The sequence below is a fragment of the Alteromonas sp. ABH4_453 genome (genome assembly GCF_056160665.1).
On the sequence record NZ_JBSWXP010000003.1, the window covers coordinates 272,503 to 292,477 of the forward strand.

The 19,975-nt window shown below is 43.3% G+C and carries 19 protein-coding genes; 9 read left to right on the forward strand and 10 right to left on the reverse strand.

What is annotated here, in order from left to right; genetic code table 11:
* Positions 1-5: 5 nt before the first annotated feature.
* Positions 6-608, reverse strand: coding sequence for a PilZ domain-containing protein (locus ACXAGV_RS07560; RefSeq protein WP_474872720.1), 603 nt, complete (start codon positions 606-608; stop codon positions 6-8).
* A gap of 190 nt (positions 609-798) precedes the next feature.
* Between ACXAGV_RS07560 and ACXAGV_RS07565 the strand changes: the two genes are divergently transcribed.
* Together ACXAGV_RS07565 and ACXAGV_RS07570 are read left to right on the forward strand one after the other, a co-directional pair.
* Positions 799-2,202 carry an FtsX-like permease family protein gene (locus ACXAGV_RS07565; protein WP_474872721.1) on the forward strand — a complete coding sequence of 468 codons (1,404 nt, stop codon included), beginning with the start codon at positions 799-801 and terminating at the stop codon, positions 2,200-2,202.
* 77 nt (positions 2,203-2,279) lie between these two features.
* Positions 2,280-2,843 (forward strand): phosphoribosyltransferase, encoded by a 564-nt coding sequence (locus ACXAGV_RS07570; RefSeq protein ID WP_474872722.1) that lies wholly within the window; start codon positions 2,280-2,282, stop codon positions 2,841-2,843.
* Between the two features lie 23 nt (positions 2,844-2,866).
* On the opposite strand, the gene ACXAGV_RS07575 is transcribed toward ACXAGV_RS07570, so the two are convergent.
* From ACXAGV_RS07575 to ACXAGV_RS07595, 5 genes are all read right to left on the reverse strand, one after another.
* Entirely contained in the window at positions 2,867-4,309 is a 1,443-nt protein-coding gene (locus ACXAGV_RS07575) for an ATP-binding protein (RefSeq protein ID WP_474872723.1), read from the reverse strand.
* The gene (locus ACXAGV_RS07580; RefSeq protein WP_474872724.1) at positions 4,306-5,478 is read right to left on the reverse strand and encodes an FIST signal transduction protein; all 1,173 of its coding nucleotides are present in this window, start codon (positions 5,476-5,478) and stop codon (positions 4,306-4,308) included. Before ACXAGV_RS07580 ends, ACXAGV_RS07575 begins: the two co-directional genes overlap by 4 nt.
* Before the next feature lie 112 nt (positions 5,479-5,590).
* Positions 5,591-6,232 (reverse strand): energy-coupling factor ABC transporter permease, encoded by a 642-nt coding sequence (locus ACXAGV_RS07585; protein WP_474872725.1) that lies wholly within the window; start codon positions 6,230-6,232, stop codon positions 5,591-5,593.
* A gap of 43 nt (positions 6,233-6,275) precedes the next feature.
* The gene (xthA, locus tag ACXAGV_RS07590) at positions 6,276-7,085 is read right to left on the reverse strand and encodes an exodeoxyribonuclease III (protein WP_474872726.1); all 810 of its coding nucleotides are present in this window, start codon (positions 7,083-7,085) and stop codon (positions 6,276-6,278) included.
* 261 nt (positions 7,086-7,346) lie between these two features.
* Complete coding sequence (locus ACXAGV_RS07595) at positions 7,347-8,027, reverse strand: biliverdin-producing heme oxygenase (RefSeq protein WP_474872727.1); 681 nt, start codon at positions 8,025-8,027, stop codon at positions 7,347-7,349.
* A 226-nt stretch (positions 8,028-8,253) separates the two neighbouring features.
* Between ACXAGV_RS07595 and ACXAGV_RS07600 the strand changes: the two genes are divergently transcribed.
* Both ACXAGV_RS07600 and ACXAGV_RS07605 read left to right on the forward strand, forming a co-directional pair.
* Positions 8,254-8,649 carry a DUF2750 domain-containing protein gene (locus ACXAGV_RS07600; RefSeq protein ID WP_474872728.1) on the forward strand — a complete coding sequence of 132 codons (396 nt, stop codon included), beginning with the start codon at positions 8,254-8,256 and terminating at the stop codon, positions 8,647-8,649.
* 16 nt (positions 8,650-8,665) lie between these two features.
* Positions 8,666-9,058 (forward strand): SufE family protein, encoded by a 393-nt coding sequence (locus ACXAGV_RS07605; RefSeq protein ID WP_474872729.1) that lies wholly within the window; start codon positions 8,666-8,668, stop codon positions 9,056-9,058.
* 36 nt (positions 9,059-9,094) lie between these two features.
* Here ACXAGV_RS07605 and ACXAGV_RS07610 read toward each other — a convergent pair whose 3' ends face one another.
* Entirely contained in the window at positions 9,095-10,366 is a 1,272-nt protein-coding gene (locus ACXAGV_RS07610; protein ID WP_474872730.1) for a glycosyltransferase, read from the reverse strand.
* A 488-nt stretch (positions 10,367-10,854) separates the two neighbouring features.
* Between ACXAGV_RS07610 and ACXAGV_RS07615 the strand changes: the two genes are divergently transcribed.
* Complete coding sequence (locus ACXAGV_RS07615) at positions 10,855-11,700, forward strand: HDOD domain-containing protein (protein ID WP_474872731.1); 846 nt, start codon at positions 10,855-10,857, stop codon at positions 11,698-11,700.
* A gap of 36 nt (positions 11,701-11,736) precedes the next feature.
* Here ACXAGV_RS07615 and ACXAGV_RS07620 read toward each other — a convergent pair whose 3' ends face one another.
* Positions 11,737-12,552: an acyl-CoA thioesterase gene (locus tag ACXAGV_RS07620; RefSeq protein WP_474872732.1), complete on the reverse strand. Its 816-nt coding sequence runs from the start codon at positions 12,550-12,552 to the stop codon at positions 11,737-11,739.
* 170 nt (positions 12,553-12,722) lie between these two features.
* On the opposite strand from ACXAGV_RS07620, the gene ACXAGV_RS07625 reads away from it, so the two are divergent.
* Positions 12,723-14,045: a spinster family MFS transporter gene (locus ACXAGV_RS07625; protein ID WP_474872733.1), complete on the forward strand. Its 1,323-nt coding sequence runs from the start codon at positions 12,723-12,725 to the stop codon at positions 14,043-14,045.
* 71 nt (positions 14,046-14,116) lie between these two features.
* Positions 14,117-14,926, forward strand: a complete 810-nt coding sequence (locus ACXAGV_RS07630) for an alpha/beta fold hydrolase (RefSeq protein WP_474872734.1) — start codon at positions 14,117-14,119, stop codon at positions 14,924-14,926.
* 169 nt (positions 14,927-15,095) lie between these two features.
* On the opposite strand, the gene glgC is transcribed toward ACXAGV_RS07630, so the two are convergent.
* Positions 15,096-16,382, reverse strand: a complete 1,287-nt coding sequence (gene glgC, locus ACXAGV_RS07635; RefSeq protein ID WP_474872735.1) for a glucose-1-phosphate adenylyltransferase — start codon at positions 16,380-16,382, stop codon at positions 15,096-15,098.
* A 688-nt stretch (positions 16,383-17,070) separates the two neighbouring features.
* Between glgC and ACXAGV_RS07640 the strand changes: the two genes are divergently transcribed.
* Complete coding sequence (locus ACXAGV_RS07640; protein WP_474872736.1) at positions 17,071-17,604, forward strand: SRPBCC family protein; 534 nt, start codon at positions 17,071-17,073, stop codon at positions 17,602-17,604.
* A gap of 76 nt (positions 17,605-17,680) precedes the next feature.
* On the forward strand, positions 17,681-18,835 hold the full coding sequence (locus ACXAGV_RS07645; protein ID WP_474872737.1) for an MFS transporter: 1,155 nt from the start codon (positions 17,681-17,683) through the stop codon (positions 18,833-18,835).
* 1 nt (position 18,836) lies between these two features.
* On the opposite strand, the gene ACXAGV_RS07650 is transcribed toward ACXAGV_RS07645, so the two are convergent.
* Positions 18,837-19,826: a transposase gene (locus tag ACXAGV_RS07650; RefSeq protein WP_474872738.1), complete on the reverse strand. Its 990-nt coding sequence runs from the start codon at positions 19,824-19,826 to the stop codon at positions 18,837-18,839.
* Positions 19,827-19,975 lie beyond the last annotated feature (149 nt).

Below are 19,975 nucleotides of genomic sequence, written 5' to 3' on the forward strand. Positions count from 1 at the left end.
GGGGGTTATTCAGATCCCGCCTTTTTTTCTTTCGCCCGTTTTCTTAGTTGTTGCGTTTGAATATGCAAACTGGCTCGAACCAAAAGCTCTTGGTCTTGCTCTCGAATGGTATTAAAAATAAAGGCGATATGGTAACTGTCTTCAACTTGCTCGCAAGTAATTACTTCGCCAAAACAAAAGATTGCTGCGGCTTCGGCATCTAGGAAAAGTTTAAGTTCAGCGTGTGTGCCTATTTCTAGTGGATCACTCGATTCGATAATAACGCCACCGCCGCCAAGTTTCACCGTTTTGAAGCGATATTCTGGTTCGTCTTGCTGGTGCAATACAAACGACATCATCAGGTCAATTTTACGGGACTGATGATTAAGGTATTCGGCCAAGGTTTCAGCGTGATCGCCCAAGTTTCTCAAAGGGCGGATTGCTTGTGCTTCTAGGGCAGCCATTTCACTGGCAATGCGAAATGCATAGGGCATCGACTCTTCAAGGTTTTCTTCATCAGGTACTTTTTCATCATTGGCTAATGGGCGCACGTTTGCATTAATACTGTGTGCGATAGAAAAGTACTCATCGAATTGGGCTTTTTTTTGTTCTAGGCTTAGTTCGCTCACATTATTCCTCTGCCACTAATTCTTGTGCAGTTAGTAACTTATAAGTAGTATACCGACCACGTAGTATACCCACTTTACTATTTTGGGGTTAACCCGTCATCTCGCCTTTGGGCTACTTATCTGAATTTTTTATTCATTAAGCATAGCTAAATGTAAGGCAGATTACCGTATTACTGAAAAGCAAGGCGCTATGTTTTATCCTCTTTCTGCATTCATTGCTTATCGTTATGCCAAGTCTAACAAAGCAAGCCAAACCAGTTTTGTCTCATTTATCAACCGATTTTCAGTGGCGGGCATCGCATTAGGTCTAATGGCACTTATCATTGTCGTATCAGTGATGAACGGCCTAGAAGGCCAGCTAAAACAGCGCATACTAGGCATAGTCCCTCATATCGAAATTACAAAGACACCCATCGCAACAGAAAACCTTAACAAGACACCCATTCAAAACGACGTTACAGAGACACCCACCTCAACAACTCGAAAGTCAGAAATTACAGAGACACCCACCTCTACGATGAATACGAACAAGGATGGCAATAGGGCAGTAAGCAAGACACCCACTCAAAAAACGTCCAACTCGAAGCTTTTAGCTATAGAGGAAATTAGCATGACACCCATGGAAGATGTTGTGACCACCATGGGTTACAGAGAGGCAGAGGCAGTTGTGCAATCTCGCTCAGACCTTCGCGGCGTGCAGGTTCACGGCGTTCAACCCGATGTGATGATTGAGCATACTTTGGTTGCAAATCATATGGAACAAGGTCGATTTAACGATTTAACGGAAGGGAGCTTCGCCGCCATAATTGGGCGCTCTCTTGCCATTAAGCTTGAAGCGCGCGTTGGCGACCGCTTGCGAGTTATGGTTGCTGGCGCCAGTGTGTATACCCCATTGGGAAGAATGCCTAGTCAACGGCTTGTTACAGTGGTGGGTGTCTTCGATATGGGCTCACAGATGGATGATAAGGTGATGTACATGAACCTTGCCGATGTGAATCGCCTAATGCGTGACCCTAAAGGAGGCGAACAATCGCTTCGGTTGTTTTTAAATGATGCGTTTAACTACCAAGCGGTGGTTGATGAATTAGTTGATAGGGTGGGTGTCTCTGCAAACAATATTATAACGTGGCGTGAGCGTCAGGGGCCATTATTTGACGCGGTGAAAATGGAAAAGAACATGATGACGCTTATGCTGCTGCTTATAATTGCGGTGGCGGCGTTTAACATAGTGTCGGCACTGGTAATGGTAGTTACCGAAAAGCAGGGCGATATTGCGGTACTTCAAACTCAGGGCATGTTGCCGAGTTCAGTAATGTGGATATTTGTCTTAAATGGTTTGTTTAACGGGGTGAAAGGTGCGGGTATTGGTCTGCTTTTAGGTGTAATTATTACGCTAAATCTCAACAATATCTTGGACGCGATAGGATCGCCATTAGCGCTTGCCGCAGACGGTAGCGGCTTGCCAATTGACATGGATGTAGTGCAAATAATAAGCATCACATTATTGTCTTTATTGTTATGCGTTTTAGCCAGTGTTTATCCTGCACGCAAAGCGATGAAAATAGCACCATCACAAGCACTTCAAAACGAATAAATAGTTGAATTTACCGTGCAAAAGGCCGCGAAATTCACTATACTCGCGGTCTTTTAAACTTTGCCCAGTGAGACGTCATGAACAAGAATTTTATCACCTCGCAATCGCTTCTACAGGATTCCTTTCGCTTAGCGGCAAAGGTGTATGAAGACGGATTCCGCCCTGACTTTATTATTGGTATTTGGCGTGGTGGTGCTCCAATTGGTATCGCAGTTCAAGAGTTCTTCGAATTCAAGAATACGTCAACCGACCACATCGCAGTACGTACATCGTCTTACTATGGAATCAATAAACAGTCGAAAGAAATCCGTGTTCATGGGTTGCATTACTTGGTTGAAAATGCCAATGCTGACGACAAGCTATTGATTGTTGACGATGTTTTCGATTCAGGCCGAAGTGTTGACGCACTTATCAAGCAAATTAATAAGCTTATGCGCCTAAACATGCCAAAAGATATTCGCATTGCATGTCCATGGTACAAGCCTCAAAACAACACTACTGATATCGTGCCAGATTACTACGTTAATGAAAGTGACGAGTGGCTTGTGTTCCCTCATGAAATAGCAGGTTTGTCAGAAGAAGAAATTCGCGAAGGCAAAGGCGAGCTGTCTGACGTTATGGATATTTTGTTCCAAAAGTAGCTGCTATATAGCGCTTGCAGCTATCAAGAATCGCTATCAAACGTATCTAAACCGCACGAAGGTGCGGTTTTTTTATTGGCGTTCGTTGACGGGAAAGAAAGTGTAAAAGTGGTACCAACGTTAACTTCGCTATCAACGGCAATAGTGCCCCCCATGGCTTCTACAATAGAAAAAGAAATATACAGGCCCAGTCCAGTCCCTTTTCCCGTAGGTTTGGTGGTGTAAAAAGGCTCAAAAAGCTTTTGAAGCGCATGTTTTTCGATGCCACATCCCGTATCTTTTACCGTAATAACGGTATTGTTGCCTTCTTCATATGAAGAAATCGTAAGCTTGTCTCCATCCTCCATTGCTTGCGCGGCGTTGACAAAAAGATTAACCAGAACCTGGTTTAGCTTACCTGTCTTACCTTTGATGAAAGCTACGTCATTCAGGTGCTGCTGTATTTTTATGCGGTGCTTTAACTCACTGTTTACGAGCCTCAGGGCATGCGCAATGCAATCGTTCACATTGATGGTTTCGTCATCAGGGATATCTGCATCATGTGAGAAAGAACGAAGGCTTGTTATAATGTCGGTTACTCTGTTTAAACCTTCTTCGGACTCCCCACAAATATCAGCGATTTCGTCACTGAGTGAATCAATTTTATTGTGCGATTTCCACAATATTGCTGCTTCGGCAACCTCTGCTCTTTCTTCAGAGCTAGAGCTAGACGCCAGTTTCAATACGATTTCCTGCATTTGTGATAGTGCAGGCAGTACGTTTCTAAGGAAATGAATATTGCTGTTAATAAATGCAATGGGGTTGTTAATTTCATGAGCAACGCCTGCGGCTAGCAAACCAAGCGAAGCCATTTTTTCAGAATCGATTAGACTTTTTTCTACCCTAGCTTTTTCTTCTTTCAACCTGACGGTTTCTAACGCCATTAACTTTGCCTGCATCCCCATAGCCATCTGTTCAGTGAAAGTTCGGTATCTATTTGCCATATCGACATATTCTTGGGTGTAGTAACCCAATGATTGATGGCAGAAAACAATAACGGCCTGTTGTTGGTGCACTTTAAATGGGCAATAAAGTACAGATGTAACAGGGGTTTCAAATAAGGAGATGTGCTGTTGCCACGTTGGCTGCTGTTGAATGTTGAACAAAGCTACGGGTTCACTTTTCACGGCACGGGAAAGCGTGTCGTCTATTTTCCATATAGTATTTAACAAAGCGTCATTAGTGCTATTAATACACCTCATTTTACCTGCACTTTCATTCTCTAAGACAAAGCATACTTCATAGTTATAAAGCCCTTTAAAAACGCTAAACATTTTCTTGTAAAGATCTGCTTCATCCTCAGCGGTAAGGAGTACTCGCGTACCTTCAAGTAAAGCGTCGCTTTCTTTTTTATGCGCTTCAGCTTGCTGTTTTAAGCGGTAAACAAGCGCTAGATCTTCTAAAACATTTTCGTAATCTTTATTCATCGAGAAAACACTACTGCTGAAATCATTAGGTTGCCATGCCTGTTCATACCGTCTAAGAATCGCCCTTGTTCGCCAAAAGTAAATGGCCCGCAAATGGGTAATGATGAGAATCGTTTTTGTAATGACTCCAGCATCGAATTTATTTCAGCGCCGACCATCAACCGGCACCCTGCACAGTAAATCATCAATACGCCAATTGGCTTCTTGTTTTCAGGTAATAGCATGATCGCGTTATTAATAACGCGCTCGGCGCGTGAGGTGAGGCTAGAGATGCTTCCCTCCATCAACACAAGGTCTTCGCCTTCCTTTACTTCAGAAAAAACATTTAACGCACCATGTTCAACAGAGTCGGGGTGGCAAAGAAGGTAATTTACAGCGCTATTGTCCAACTCTACTGGCCTGCCTAATGGTGCTGAAGAAGTTAGCCCCAAGATTTGTCCACCGTCAAGCTGGTGTGAGATTAAACCTTTCGTTGCTTGATTGTAGGCGATACTCGCTTGTTCATTATTAAGTTGTTGTATTTGCCGCCCCTGGGCTTTTGTGGTTCTTAGCACAGTATCGGTAGGTTTATAACCAGAACTATAACTTGAGCCAAGCGGTGTTGAAGGATATAAAACGGCTACCGCAATGGTTTCAGGTCCCGCTGATGTTTTTGTGATCGTACGCCAGTTGCCTTCAACCGTATTGTCTGCCATGGAGCCACCAAAGATAGGAACTTTTGCTCCTACAACGCTGGCAAACCCTTCTAGTATCAGTTCTTCATTACCTGGGGGGAGCGCACACCAAATAAGTGCAGGGCTTTCGTAAGGCCTTTCGGCACTTGCTAGCGCTTGCTGCAACGCTGTTGCTCCTGCCTCAAACGGGCCGTACTCAGATACATCAGCACTGCCTACACCGTAAGCGCCACTATCGTCATTGATGCAAAACAGCGCTAAGTCGCATTTGGCGGATACCGTTTTATCGTCGCAAAGCAAAGCGCCTAAGCAAGAGCTAGAAATGAAAAAGGGGAGTGTCGAGACGCCTATTATTGATGGAAGTGCTTCTAAAGGAAAATCGGTATTGCCATAACCTATGAGTAATGAAGGCTTCTCATTGTCTAATACAGACGTCATTTCCGAAGTTAAGCTTTCTATATCATTGCACTTCAATGCAAATGTCTGAATTTTCATATCAGCCCACCAATCAAACACACTCTTTAATAGTAGATTGAATTCAGGATAACCTTATTAACCATTAGTTTAAAAAGTTTCAAAAGTGAAATGAAAAGAGACGATAAACTGTTTAATTGTCTAGATAAAATTTGTCGTGAAAGGTGTACACCCACGTAGGTTGGTATATGACAAGAAGGGTAATAGCCATGCCGTTGAGTAGTGCTTCTGGAAACACCAATAGCGGGATAAGTAAAATATAGTTATCAAAAACAATGTCCCACGTGTACGTACCCTCAATGTAGTAGAAGGCACCTAACGAGAGTGTTTTTAGTGCAATTGAAAGGGCGGCAGGAAAGAATGCACACAGGAATATGTAGACAAAAAGCTGTCGAGGTATGCGGTGAAACGACAGCATATAGAAAAGGTACGTGATGCCTATAGGGAGGATAGTGCCTAATAGACCGTTGACCCCAAAATTCTCCCACGTTCCATAGCCCGCTACGTTTGCCCCTAAAAGCGCGATAAATGAAGCAATGATGGCGTTTCTAAAACCTAACATCAATGTGAGTACGGAAAGGCCAAGAAAATGCACATCTAGGCCTTCAAAAATTCCCGCTTTAAACAACCACAGCACAAATAAACAAGCAGCAGTGCCGAAGATGAGGTGTTGTTGCTGCTTGTTTCGCGTAAAGTAAGTAAAGTCGATATGCTTCACTGCGCCCAAACAAAATGCGCCATAAATCAGCCATGCAAACAACTGTAATGAACTCACTGTTACTCCTCTATCGGCGCTGCTTTTATTCGCAATCGACCAACTACTTCTTATATTCAGCCCAAATGGGGGCGTGGTCAGACGGCTTTTCAATGCCCCTTAACTCATAATCGATGCCTGCGTCATGAAGGCTGGCGTGCAAAGGTTTGGTGGCAAGTATCAGGTCTATACGCAGGCCGCGATTGTCGTTGAAACCTTTCGAGCGATAGTCAAACCACGAAAACTTGTCATTAGTTTCTGGATTAAGCGTTCGAAAGCTATCTTCGAAGCCCCAGTCTATGAGTGTATTCAACCATTCGCGCTCTTCTGGTAGGAAGCTACACTTACCTGTTCTCAGCCAGCGTTTTTTGTTTCCCTCTCCAATACCGATGTCTAAATCTGTATGAGAAATGTTCACATCACCCATCACAATCACGTTTTCGTCTGGCGTATGGTTATCATTTAAGTAGGTCATTAAGTCTTTGTAAAACTTACGTTTGGCGGGGTACTTTGTCTCGTGCTTTTCATTCTCGCCTTGAGGAAAGTAACCATTAAGAACCGTCACTGGCTCTCCAGCTTCATCAGTGGTTTTTAATATAATCATTCTGCGCTGGGCGTCTTCATCATCGGTTGGGAAGCCCATTGCCACAGAAGCAGGCTCTTTCTTCGCTAAAAATGCAACGCCATAATGGCTTTTCTGGCCGTGAAAATAAACGTGATAGCCCATGGCCTCTACTGCTTCAACGGGAAATTGCTCGTTGTGAACTTTAATTTCCTGCAAACCAATAATGTCTGGTTGGTGGGCATCAATAACCGCTTGAAGCTGATGGAGGCGAGCACGGATACCGTTTATATTAAATGAGATTACTTTCATGTTTTATATTAATGTTGTTTCTAGGTTAGTTTAAGTTTACCAGAAACTAAGCGACCGCTTAACGATGAACTGACGTTATAATAATGCATTCAGCCGATAGACTAAATTAAGTTTATTTATAGCTTTAAAGTTGAGTGGTTATAAAAACTGGGGGGCATCAGCCTAACCGCAGGCAATGTTAGACTGAAGATAGGCTAAAAGGCCCTATTGAAGGGCGTTATTGAATCGTAAAGCCTTTTGAAGGTGATAACTCGCTTAACTCTATATCAATGCGTCTACCTTAAGCCTCATCTCTCCTTTTACAACGTCAGCGAGTGAAATCAAATGCTCAAACCAAGCATTTGCATCCTCAACTATATCTTCTACAAAGCCTTCTTCGTTTTTGGCGAGCTCAGGTAGAAGAGATTCAACTTCTTGTTTGAAAGACACCCATGCTTTCGCGCAACCTGCCATGGCCTGATAGTAATTCGTGGGTACGTTTTGCTCCATCGCGTTTAATCTTCTTACGATGATATTTGCGCCCATTGAGGAACCCAACCATACGTAAATCGCTGCAATGGCTTGGCTAGTCGACGAATTGCAGCTTGGAATTAACAGACCCTCTGAGTGGGTGCCTTGATTAGACGATTGTAATGATAAGGCCTCAGATGTCTTTGCATGGGAGTCAACACAAAGCGTCTGAATGTCTGTATTCAGAGCGCTTAGAACTGCGTTGCTATTTATCATACTGGAGACTTTGGAAAGAATAGGCGCACTGCTCTGTGCTTGCTGAACGGCGTCAGCAGTCGCTTGATGGAACAATGTCATTATCTTCAAAATAGCGAGATAGGCGGTGTCATCAAATACATTGTCGTTGTGATAGATGGAAAAAGGAAACGTATTTTCCAAAATACTGTGGTTGACGTGAGTGTCTTGCTTTAGAGCAGTAAATAGGTTTCGCATGAGGTACAGATCTTTGCGTTTAAACGTTTCGTGATGGTGAACAACTTTAGCATGGGTGTCAGTGTAAGGGGTAGGGAATTGAATAGCCGTTTAAATTTTAGAGAAACTTTTTATGAGCGTGTGGTTAAGGTGGGTGCCTTTATAAGAAGTATTTTGGTGACTATTACATTGCGCCTTGTGCTGGGGAGGGTATACTTGCCGCAAATTTTAAGATAGGTGAATAAACGTGTTCCCAGAAACAACTGCCGACAAGTTAAGCGATGCTGTCATCGAACAAGCCATGAAATTAAATGCGGAAGACCGTCAAGAACTTGTTGTTAGCTATATTGCAAAAGCAAACGAAGTTTGGATGGTACAGGGTACTGAAGGTTTTGTAATGTTCGAAGGTGGTGATAGTGTTCAGTTACCCGTTTTTCCTCATCGCGATTTGGCGCAAAAGTTTGTGGAAATAAACGACATTGAAGGTCAGTGTGTGAGTGTATCACTTGACGAGTTTGCACAAACTTGGTTGCCAGGCCTTACCAAAAACGGTGTGGAGTTGGTTATGTTTCCAACTACCAGTGACGTTGAAAACCTTGTAATGACTGCAGAAGATTTGGCTTCTGAACTAAGCGGTAATTAAGCTGGGCGTTTAGCAAATGAGTACGGATGACACCTTGCTTCCTCTTGCTTCTTCACTTGCCAATTCAAAGGGATGGGATGATTTTACGCGCACGCTTATGCTAGCGGGCAAGTCTTTAACGCCTCTCCCTATAGATGAACGCACTTCCGACACTGCCGTTGATGGGTGCGAAAGCCCTGTGTGGTTGGCTTATCTCACGGAACAAAGTAGCTTAATGGCATATTCGCCCAGCAAAGTTATTCGCGGTGTGCTTGCTGTATTACTAGAAAAGGCCAATGCATTGACCGACGAGGAGCGTCGTAATTTCGATTTCGAAGATTATTTGTCTCGCTGTCAACTAGGGCGTTACCTTAGTCAGTCGCGCGGAAATGGGATCAAGTCTGTTATCTCTCGGTTGAAGGGCATTTAGGCGCTAAGCCAGCAGGTGCCTCCTTTACTTTCCGACTCACTTGTTCTTTGCTTCAATCCATTGGCTCATATATTTACTCGCAGTAAGCGTTTGATGCCACAACAAACTTTGCATAAACAAACTGCTTCTGTGCTTGCCTAGGGTTTGCTGTAAGTTACACATCCTTTCGATGAATGGCACATCTGGCTGCTTGTTTTCAAATGAAGTAAGCACGCTCTTGCTCATTATACTCGCCAAAGTCCAACTGTTTTCATCGTTATAGAGGGCGATGGCTTTATCAACATAGTCCTGCACTGCGTTCAATTCAGATGTGCGCGTGCTGCAAAGAGCACCGGGCCACAGCCTAGTATCTGCGCTTTCATCAGTGTCTAAAATTTGATCACTTGAAATAATACCTTCTGCACCTATCCAGGTTGTAATACTTGGCGTAGCACAGCGCATCGCATCAAGTAATTTTCCTTTTATTCCTGCGCCAAATCGCAATGGGGCTATCAGCACCTTAGCGTTTGCCATTACCGTTTCAACATCTTTTGCCCATCCTTTTACCAAAAAACCTTGTTTCTCGTTGTGAAGCTGTGTCGCTTTTTTCGGTGGGTAAGCGCCGTATATATGCAGCTCGGCACGGGGTAACGCTTTTTTGATTGAAGGCCAAAGGTGTTGCTTTAGCTGTAACACCGCATCCCAGTTTGGCGCGTGACGGAAGTTGCCAATATGAACGAAGTGCGAACGTTCCTTAAACGATGGAGTAGGGGCAATAGACCTCCCAACTGCAAGCGGATGATACTGAAGCTGGGACTCTGGTATTGCGTAATGTTCTTTCAACAATGCCATTTCTCGTTTTGAAATCACTAAGGTGAGATCACTTCGTATGATGGCAGCGACTTCCCGCTGTGCTAGTTCGGTATTAAGTTGCCCCAGACGTGCGTCACCGTGCTGCTTTACCGCGTCGTGTCTTGCTTGGCGGAGGCTGTGAAGGTCTTCGGTATTAAGAATTCGAAGAGCATTAGGGCAAACCTCTTTTACACGCCAAGAAAACTGCTCCTCTGTCATGTAGCGGTCGAAGATGACGACATCAGGCAATATTTGCTCTAAAAGGGTATTAAACGAGCTGCAGTTTAACGCTACGGGCTTCACGCTTACGCCGATTGCTTCAAGATCTGCTTTATGTTCACTATCGGTGGCTGATGTTAAAAACGTCACGTTGAAATTAGCCACTAAGCAACGTTCGATAATAGACAGCATGTTCTGCCCAGCAGCAGAGGAGTTTGGCTCGGGCCATACATAACCAATGACGACAACATTTAACATGGAAAATATTACAACTTTTACGTAAAGAACTAGGAGGTACAGCACTGTTATTTCATACGAGATGCTACCACAAAATTGCAATCGTCATTACTTTAAAGATGTACTCCTTAGAAATTCTAATTCTTGTAGGTAGTTACCCTAAGTTTTTCTTAAAAATCGTATTTTGGTTAGGTATTAATATGCGGCTCGTTATAATGCCTGAGTTTCCGTGCGGGTTGGGAAACGCCAACATGTTTTTTCAGTCTACGGTATTGGCTTAATTGATAATGCTCAAATTTGAACAAACCGCTTATACTAGCCAATAAGTAGTAATGAAAAATGATTCAATTACGTTTTTTTAACTTTCTGATTAGTAAAGAAATCATACTTTTTTACTAGGTGAAAATAATTGACCTCCTAGGTTTTACCGCCTATACCTTACATGAGTAAGGCGAATGGAGGTGCCTTAACACGATGATTATAAAGGCTGCATTGAAGAGAGTGCACGAATGAATTTAGATGAATTAGTTTCGAAAGCGGAAGACCTCTTTGTATTACCTGATTCGGTAACGCGACTTAAAGCTTGTATGGATGATGAAGCTTCAAGTATTGACGATATCGGTGACATTATTGCTTTCGACCCGTCATTGGCCACGCAATTACTGAGGGTGGCAAATTCGGCGCTTTATCGGTTTCCTAATAAAATAGATACGGTAACAAAAGCCATTCAGGTCGTGGGTACACGCTCTACCTACGACCTCGCTCTTGCGTATGGTGTAAGCCAGGCATTTAGTGATGTCGACGGTCAATCTATAGACCTAGACAAATTCTGGGAACAGAGCGTTTCCTGCGGACTGCTTGCGAAGTATTTTGCCGACATGCGCAGTATTCGTGAGCCGGAGCGTCTTTTCGTATCAGGATTGCTGCACAACATTGGAGAACTGATAACGGTTTCGGTCATGCCCGAGTCGGCTACTCGTTGTCAGGCATTCAATACCCGTGTAAGCCCTGCTGAGCTTCAATTTGGCGTTTTAGGGTTCACTTACACAGAGCTGTCTGCAAGACTTATAGAAAAGTGGGGTATCCCAAGCTCGATTTACTTGCCTATTGCCAGCATTCATAAAGGCGAAGACGCGGTAACGGGTATAGAAGAGTCAATTCTTCAACTGTCTTATGTGTTGGCGTTAGATAACGTAAATCCGGAAATCTACCCAAGCTATCACAACTTAAAGCCTGAACTTCACGAAGCGTTATCGCTCGAACGTGAAGATTTGGAAGACGCGCTAGATATAACCAATTTGCAATGTATATCTGTTATCTCACTGTTTAACCCCAACGCGTTTATGCTTTACTAGGCTTTACAGCTTAGACAAAAGCCATTGCCGTAGCGATTAATCGAAAATCGCTACGGTTTGTCTGCTAATTGCAATGACTTCGTTATCTTTGTCCCAAATTGTCGCCTCTGTATGGCCATAACCATCTGCTGCCTGCCTGGTATGCGCTTTGTAACCAAACCAATCCGTGGGGCTTACCGGCTTATGTGGATGAATGAATTCTAAATTCCAGCTCACGGTGCTTGCAGGAGCTGGCAATTTCATCATTTGTAAAAGCGTGGGCGGCCATGCATCTATCATGGTGATGATGTGTGCATCAGTTATGGCCTCTGGCGCTTGCTTAAATCGCATGAAACCGTGGTAATGACTGGTTTTTCGTCGGGTAAATGGTATACCACCATCTTCAATAGCTAAGTCAAAGTAGCGCAAGAACTTCGGTGTTACTTTTGGTATCTGCGGGATGAATTTTGCTTTGCTAGGCAAAGGCATATCGTGCTTTTCTGTATTCTCAACGCTTATACCTGAAGCTCTCGCCACGCCAAAGCAAGCCTGTGAGAAAACACAGCTTTTGCCGTCTTGAATGGCATGTGCAGTGTATTGTGAGACGTTTTTACCTGTTCTTAAAAGGGTAACTTCGATAGAAAAGGGCGATTCAAGAGATAGAGGACCGACAAAATTTGTAGTAAACGAGCGTAAAACGCGGTTATCAGTAACTTGTTGCTTTACTGCCGTGTACAACATGCCGGCAGAGATGCCGCCAAACGCGGTTCTTCCTTGTCCCCAGGTTTTAGGAATAACGAGCCCATCAACCTTCCAAGTGTTTTCCGATGTTTGTGATAATTGGGGAATATTGAGTAATTCATCTACTGTCATAGCTGTGCATCTGGTCTGATGAGTTGGGTGAGTGTCATCCTACCTTAAGCGCTATAGAACGAAAAGCCTCTGTTAGAAATTTTCGTTATGTTAACAAATAAGTAACAATTAGTTGTTTATTTTTTTACCTAGTGCGTAGACTGGGGTTATCGTCACTTAAAAGGACTGTTATGGCCCATACGCACGTTGAAGGTATTCCAGCAAGTGAAGCTGGAGCATCTAGAAGTTACCGCAATTACGTTCTATTCATATTAACCTTGGTATACGCTTTTAACTTTATTGATAGGCAAATTATTGGGATATTGTCGCCTTTTATAAAAGCTGACTTGGGATTAGATGACGCTCAACTCGGATGGCTTAAAGGCATATATTTCGCGCTTCTATACACGGTGATGGGCATTCCAATCGCTTGGCTCGCCGACCGTTACAGCCGAGTGAATATTATCGCTATTTCTCTAACGCTCTGGAGTGGCTTTACTGCTGCGTCTGGTTTAGCGGCAAACTATATGCAACTGGCTATTGCACGTATCGGTGTGGGGATTGGCGAGGCAGGGGGAAGTCCACCGTCACACAGCATTATTTCCGATCTTTTCCCTAAAGAAAAACGCGCTGGCGCACTGGCAATATATTCTTTAGGTATTCCGTTTGGTGTAATGCTTGCGTTTTTTGCCTCAGCATTTTTTCTACAGGGCGGTTCAGCCGATTGGCGCACGGTAATGTACAGTGTTGGTATACCCGGAGTGTTGCTTGCTATCTTGCTAAAGCTTACGGTTAAAGAGCCTGCAAGAACGGTCTCAGCTCCAACGGGCGATGAAGCTAACAAGCCAAGTGTAAAGTCATCTTTGAGAATGCTGCTGAAAATTCCAACATGGTGGGGAATGGCGCTTGGCATATCGTTTGGCTCGTTCGGTAACTATGCGATATCGACTTGGGTTATCGATTACTACGTGCGCGCGTTTGCAGGGTTAGATATTACACAACTGCTTATTGTATTTGGCATCATAAACGGAACAGCCTACGCACTGGGCGTGTGGCTTGGCGGCTACATTGCTGACAGATGGGGTAAGCATAACAAGAAAGCGTATGCTCTATTACCAGCTATTGCCCTTATTATTGGGGTTCCTGCATTGTATGCATCATTACAGGTGCAAGACTTATGGTTGTCGGTAGGACTTATGGCATTGTTGCTATTTACGAGTGGCTCTTATTTAGGGCCGAGTTTTGCGATGGCACAAACGCTTGCACCAATTAATGTTAGGGCTATGTCGACGGCACTGTTCTTCTTTGTTTTGAACATTATTGCATTGGGCGGCGGGCCCACACTGACTGGTATAATTAGTCAATCACTGGTTCCGTCACTTGGCGAGACAGAAGCTTTGAGACAAGCACTCCTTTACTTGGTCGTGCCCTATGCGATATCAATCGCGGTGTTCTTATGGACCAGTACCAAGATAGTGAAAGATTGGGAAATGGCAGAAGCCAGAGGCTTGTAGTAATATCGAATATTCATTCTAAGGGGCTGATTTAAAGCCCCTTTGTTGTTTGGATATTAAGGAGAATGTTGGTGTCCTCGACCGAGTTGAGTTTTCATTTTGCCCATGCGAACGGGTTTCCTGCAGGAAGCTACAATGCCATGTTTTCTGCGTTACCTAGCCACTTTAACCGTTTGCATGTTGATCGTTTTGGTCACGACCCACAGCTTCCGGTAAATGGCAACTGGCGCAACCAAGTTCAAGAATTAATCAAACATATAAGAAGAGAGAATACCGATGCTCGCGGTGTCTATGGAATCGGACATTCATTTGGTGCCGTCATTACCTACATGGCTGCGTGCGAGGCACCTGAATTATTCAGAGGCGTTATTTTATTCGACCCGCCGTTAGTGGTTGGTCCGCTTAGTTACTTTTTCAAATTCGCAAAACATACGCCGTTAATTAACAAATTGACACCGGCAAAGCTAGCACAGACGCGCAATACCAGTTGGCCAAGCAACACGGATATGGTGTCATACTTTCATGGTAAAGCGCTTTTCAGGGATATGGATAAGCGATGTGTTCGCGATTACGTGAAATCCGTGACAGCGGTAAAAGGTGACAAAATCTCGCTCACGTTTCGAGCGGATGTTGAAGCAGAGTTATTCCGCAATGTCCCTCACAACTTAGGAAAATACAAGGGCAAGCTGAAGTGTCCGGCAATATTGGCTACGGGTAACAAAAGCAATGTATGCAAACCTGAAATGTATTCACGCCTTATGAAACATAATGCGATTGAACATGTAGCTTTAGAAGGTGGTCATATGTTTCCGTTGGAGCACCCTGAGAAAGTTGCCAGCTTTATAGAGCAAACGCTAGAGCAGTGGAATCGTGCGGAGTAGTTGTTACGGGTTTAGGCTGGCGTATGGCTTAAATTATTGGTGCAGCGAGATGATGTGAGAGATAAAGGTAAGAAGGTTAGTCAGTGTTTTTGTTTGCTCTTAACCAGGATGAGGAGATTGATATTGGTGTAGGGGCCAATATCAATCTGATTAACTTCTAACGCGACTATCAATCTTGCTTTGTTGACTTGCTAAGGCCGCCTACAGGCTGACCTAGCATTTCGCGGGTTACGAGTACTACGCCTTTTTCAGAGACGCGGAAACCTCGCGCTCTATCTTGCTCATGGTCGTAACCAATTGTAGTTCCTTCGGGTATCACACAGCCGCGGTCTATGATGACTTTTTTCAATTTACAATGGCGCTTAATTTCCACGTCAGGAAGAATAACCGCATCTTCAATAAGTCCGTAAGAGTGTACTCGAACATTAGAAAAACAAATAGAAGAGCGCAGTGTAGAGCCGGATATAATACAGCCGCCTGAGACGACAGAGTTAATGGCCTCGCCTCGTCTGTCGTGGTCTTCCCAGACAAATTTTGCTGGTGGAAGTTGCTCTTGATAGGTCCATATGGGCCACTTCCTATCGTATAAGTTCAGCTGAGGCACTGGCGCCACCATTTCCATATTGGCTTCCCAGAAAGAATCAATGGTACCTACGTCACGCCAGTAAGCGTTATCGCCACCGCTTTGTTCAAATGGATAGGCATAAACCGGGTGGTCAGCAATGATTGAAGGAATAATATCTTTACCAAAGTCACGCTGAGAGCCCATGTTTTCAGAGTCTACTCTTAGCTGTTCAAACAAAAATTCTGTGTCGAATACATAGTTGCCCATAGACGCTAAGCAACGAGTGGGATCGTTAGGTAACGGCGTAGGGTTGGCTGGTTTTTCTTCAAAACCGTTGATACGATAATTTTCGTCTACAGACATCACGCCAAACGCGCTTGCCGCTTCTTCTAGCGGGACAGACATACATGAAACCGTCATTTTTGCGCCAGATTCCTTGTGTTTCGCAAGCATATCACCGTAATCCATACGATAGATATGGTCGCCGGAAAGGATCATAACGTACTTGGGGAGTTCGTCGCGAATGATGTCAATATTCTGAAAAACAGCATCGGCCGTGCCCTCGTACCAGCTATCAGAAAAGCGCTGTGAAGCGGGGAGGATTTCTACTGATTCACCCAGTTCTTTTTTGAAGTGCCCCCAACCTCTAACAAGGTGACGAATAAGTGAATGAGACTTGTATTGTGTTACTACGCCAATTCGTCTTATCCCTGAGTTAACACAATTTGATAGAGGAAAGTCGATGATTCTAAACTTACCGCCGAAATAAAGCGCCGGCTTGGCTCGCCAGTTAGTGAGTTCGTGTAATCTTGAACCTTTGCCCCCAGCTAGAATAAGCGCATATGTATCGCGAGTAAGGTTACTGATGTAACGAGAGCTTTGATCTGCCATTTCCTATAAACTCCTGTAAAAAAGCGACAACTGTGTATCGATAGAAATATAAAAAGAAAACGAAGTGTTGCGATTGAGTGCGCTATGCATGATAGGCCCGTGTGAACAGACTTTCCTGATAACCTAAACCCATATTACACAAGATATTTTATAATAACAGCCGGATTTTTCTGCTTTGTGATGAAATGGTTAAATTTTTTAAACTTATGTGGCTGGTACGAATTTTCTTAGCAAGACACCCATCATAAGTTCAACATGAATCATCAACACGATTATAAAAATCCTAAAAAAGACACCCACGCTCTATTATATGAAATAAGCAAAATATAAATTAAGCAAGACACCCATCCAACGGAGCAAAAGCATGGTGATATTTGCTTAAAATAATGCATTGGTGCCTTATTGTTGTGAGATAAAAATAGTCACTAAGATTTAAATTTCAAAAAATGTAGAAGACATCCGTTCAGATGCGGTACTAACGATAGCTAGAGGTTATCTAACTATTTTAAGAGACATCCACGATAAGATTTAAATAGTTTGACGTAGCATTAATGTGGGCAATTGCGATGAAAATGTTTGGATGGGTGTCTATCTAACGCAAAGATCAAAAAAGAGGTCAATGCTACTTTAAGTGACAAATGTTAATTAGATGTTATATTTGGAGCACCGATTTGTCTTGGAGTGTCAGATGAGAGCATTAAAAAAACTATTAGTTGTCGTGGGTACTGTAATTTTATTGTTTGTTGTTACAAGCTTTTTTATTCCTAATGATTACAGTGTAGAAAGGAAAGTCAATATTGATGCTCAGCCATCTGAAATATATCCGTATGTCGTGGACTTAAGAGAGTGGCAAAAATGGGGCGTGTGGTTCAAACGTGACCCAAGTATGAAACTTGACTACTCTGGCCCTGATAGAGCAATTGGGATGCGCTCGGAATGGAAAAGCGAGACAGAAGGCAATGGTGAAATGGAAATTACGCAACTAGAACACAACAAACGTGTTCTCTATCGCTTATATTTCCCTGAGTTTGACATGGGCTCATCAGGTGTGGTTGAAATTGAGTCTATCGATGATGGGTCTATAGTTACCTGGAGAGACGAAGGCTCCGTTGATAACAACCCAATAAACAAACTTTTTGTCTTAATGATGGACAGCATGATTGGGCCCGACTTCGAAATGGGGCTTGAAAACCTTAAGGTGCTCGTTGAGAACAATGGTTAATAAACATAAGGTTCTGATCTAAATATATTAAAGTACCGTAATTACAGGATTAAATTACGGTACACGCCTATCGTTTATGAAAGAAAAAAATCTCCTCGTAGCGGGCCTCTCTCTTAACAAGCTTGCCGACTTACTTATCTCAGCTAAAACAACCTTAACCGCAATTCTTGTAAGCGTTGGGGCTCCGATTTGGATGGTGGGCTGGTTAGTACCAATCAGAGAGTCGGGGGCACTTCTTCCTCAGGTTTTTATCAGTATTTATCTTCGCAAACATACTCAAAGGCATGTCGTCTGGCGTGTGGGTATGGTGGTGCAGGCATTTTCAGTACTCACAATGCTGTTATCTGTCGTGTATTTTTCTGGCTTTACAGCGGGAGCCCTGCTTCTTTTTGCACTAGTATTTCTAAGTCTAGGCCGCTCAGCTTGTTCACTAACCGTTAAAGACATGGAGGCTGATGTTGCGAAAAAGGGCGAGCGAGGTAACCTTATTGGGATAGCGTCTACTGCATCTGGTGTTGTGACCTTAGCAATAGCGATACCTTTAGTTATTTTCAATAAGGCATTCTCGTCCAATGTTCTACTATTTATTTTAGGTGGAAGCCTGCTCTCATTTGTGCTGACGTTGATTTGTGTATGGCCAGTGAAGACACATGTAAATACCGGAAAAGACGAGGGGCAAGCATTAAATGTTAATTTTGACTCTACCGTTTATAAGTTCATTTTTGTAAGAGGGCTTTTTGTCCATTCGGCACTTGTGGCTCCTTATTTCATGATTGAACGAAGTGGAGATGCGAAAGAGCTTCTTCCCATATATATAGGCGCTGAAGCTTTGGCAGCGCTCTTGTCGTCTATTATTTGGGGAAAAGTCGCAGATAAAAGCGCTCGGTTAACTCTACAATTGTCAGGGGTGTTAGCATTGAGCGCATGTGGCGCACTTCTTTTCTTGAAGTCCACTTCAATTATTACTTCAGCAATTTTGTTTTTCCTGCTTTCAATTGCTCACACAGGTGTACGAACAGGTAGAAAGACTTATAGCTTAGATGTTAAAGATGGCCATGAAAGAACCGAACTTGTTGGCTTTTCTAACACTGCAATAGGGATAATATTGTTATCATTTGGTGCGCTCTATGCAGCGCTAACGCCTGTTCTACCGTTTTCTGTTGTTTATATCATGACAGGTATGCTCTTGATTGCAGTTGTTACGACCATTATTCTACCCTCTGAAAAGTAGGCTAGGCAGTATCAAAGCAAAGCGTGGCAGATTTTTGTTTAGCTAACCGCTTCCTATTAGTGTGTATTTTAAACTTTTGCATAGAGGCCGTGTCTCCAGCAGCGATCGAGAACGCACTCTCAAAATGTCTTATTGCCTGAGTCCACTGAGTTTGGTTTAGGCCAACTAGCCCCAGCTTCAGCTCCAAGTGATTTCCCTTTGGTGAGGCGTTCTCGTCGTGGTTACGCAGTGATTTAATTGAGCAGTTTAAAAGCTCATAATAGCGTTTCAGAGTAAAGTTTAAACAGCGTCGATTTTGGCTTATTATTTGGCATTTAAATGGCATAAATCCTTTTTCGGAGTTATTGTTAGACATATGAAGAGTCAATCTTTTATGAATGCTCGTATTAAGTGATTCTTCTAGGCTCGCTGCAGCTTCTGCTCGTATCGGGTTTAAATCAACATAAGCCATGCACGATAATAAAGCCTTTTCTGTTAACAATGCTTGAGAGCGAAATCGGCCTTCCCAGAACCTGCCTGTACAGTCATCCTCTTGGTTCGCTTTCCTTGCAATAAACTCGTTTAAGTTCCTCATGAACCAACTAATGTCATAGAGTCTTTTTCTATATACTTCAGCAGTACTTTTCACCGTTTCTAACTCCATTTTGCTAAGGACTTCGCCTTTCATGTATTTTTGCGTTAAAAGGGTACCTTTGTGCATTTTATGCCACTGTTTTAGCACCGTGTTTATTGACCAGGAAAGTGCCGCGTTTTTGTTAACGCACAAAATAATATGTACATGGTTGCTCATTACTGCGTAAGCACAGATTTCAATGGCGAAGACTTTGCTCAAAAACAACAGCCTTTGTTCAACCCATGATTTTCTGTGCTCGTAACTGATGTTTGTAACGCGGTCGAATCCGCAAAGGTAGCTTCGTCTTACGCAGCGAGATATACAATGGTAATAAGGCGTGTCTTGAAGACTAATAAGTGACTTCCTGCTTTGTGCCATGTCCAATTTTTCATCTAGGTAGTATCAAAGATATTAACTTACCATTGCATGGGGGAAGCTGTGACCTGAACGATAGGGCGGTTTTACGCATGAAAACTGGTTGTTTGGTAAGAGGTGGAGCGCTATGAAGACACCCAACATATCAGTGC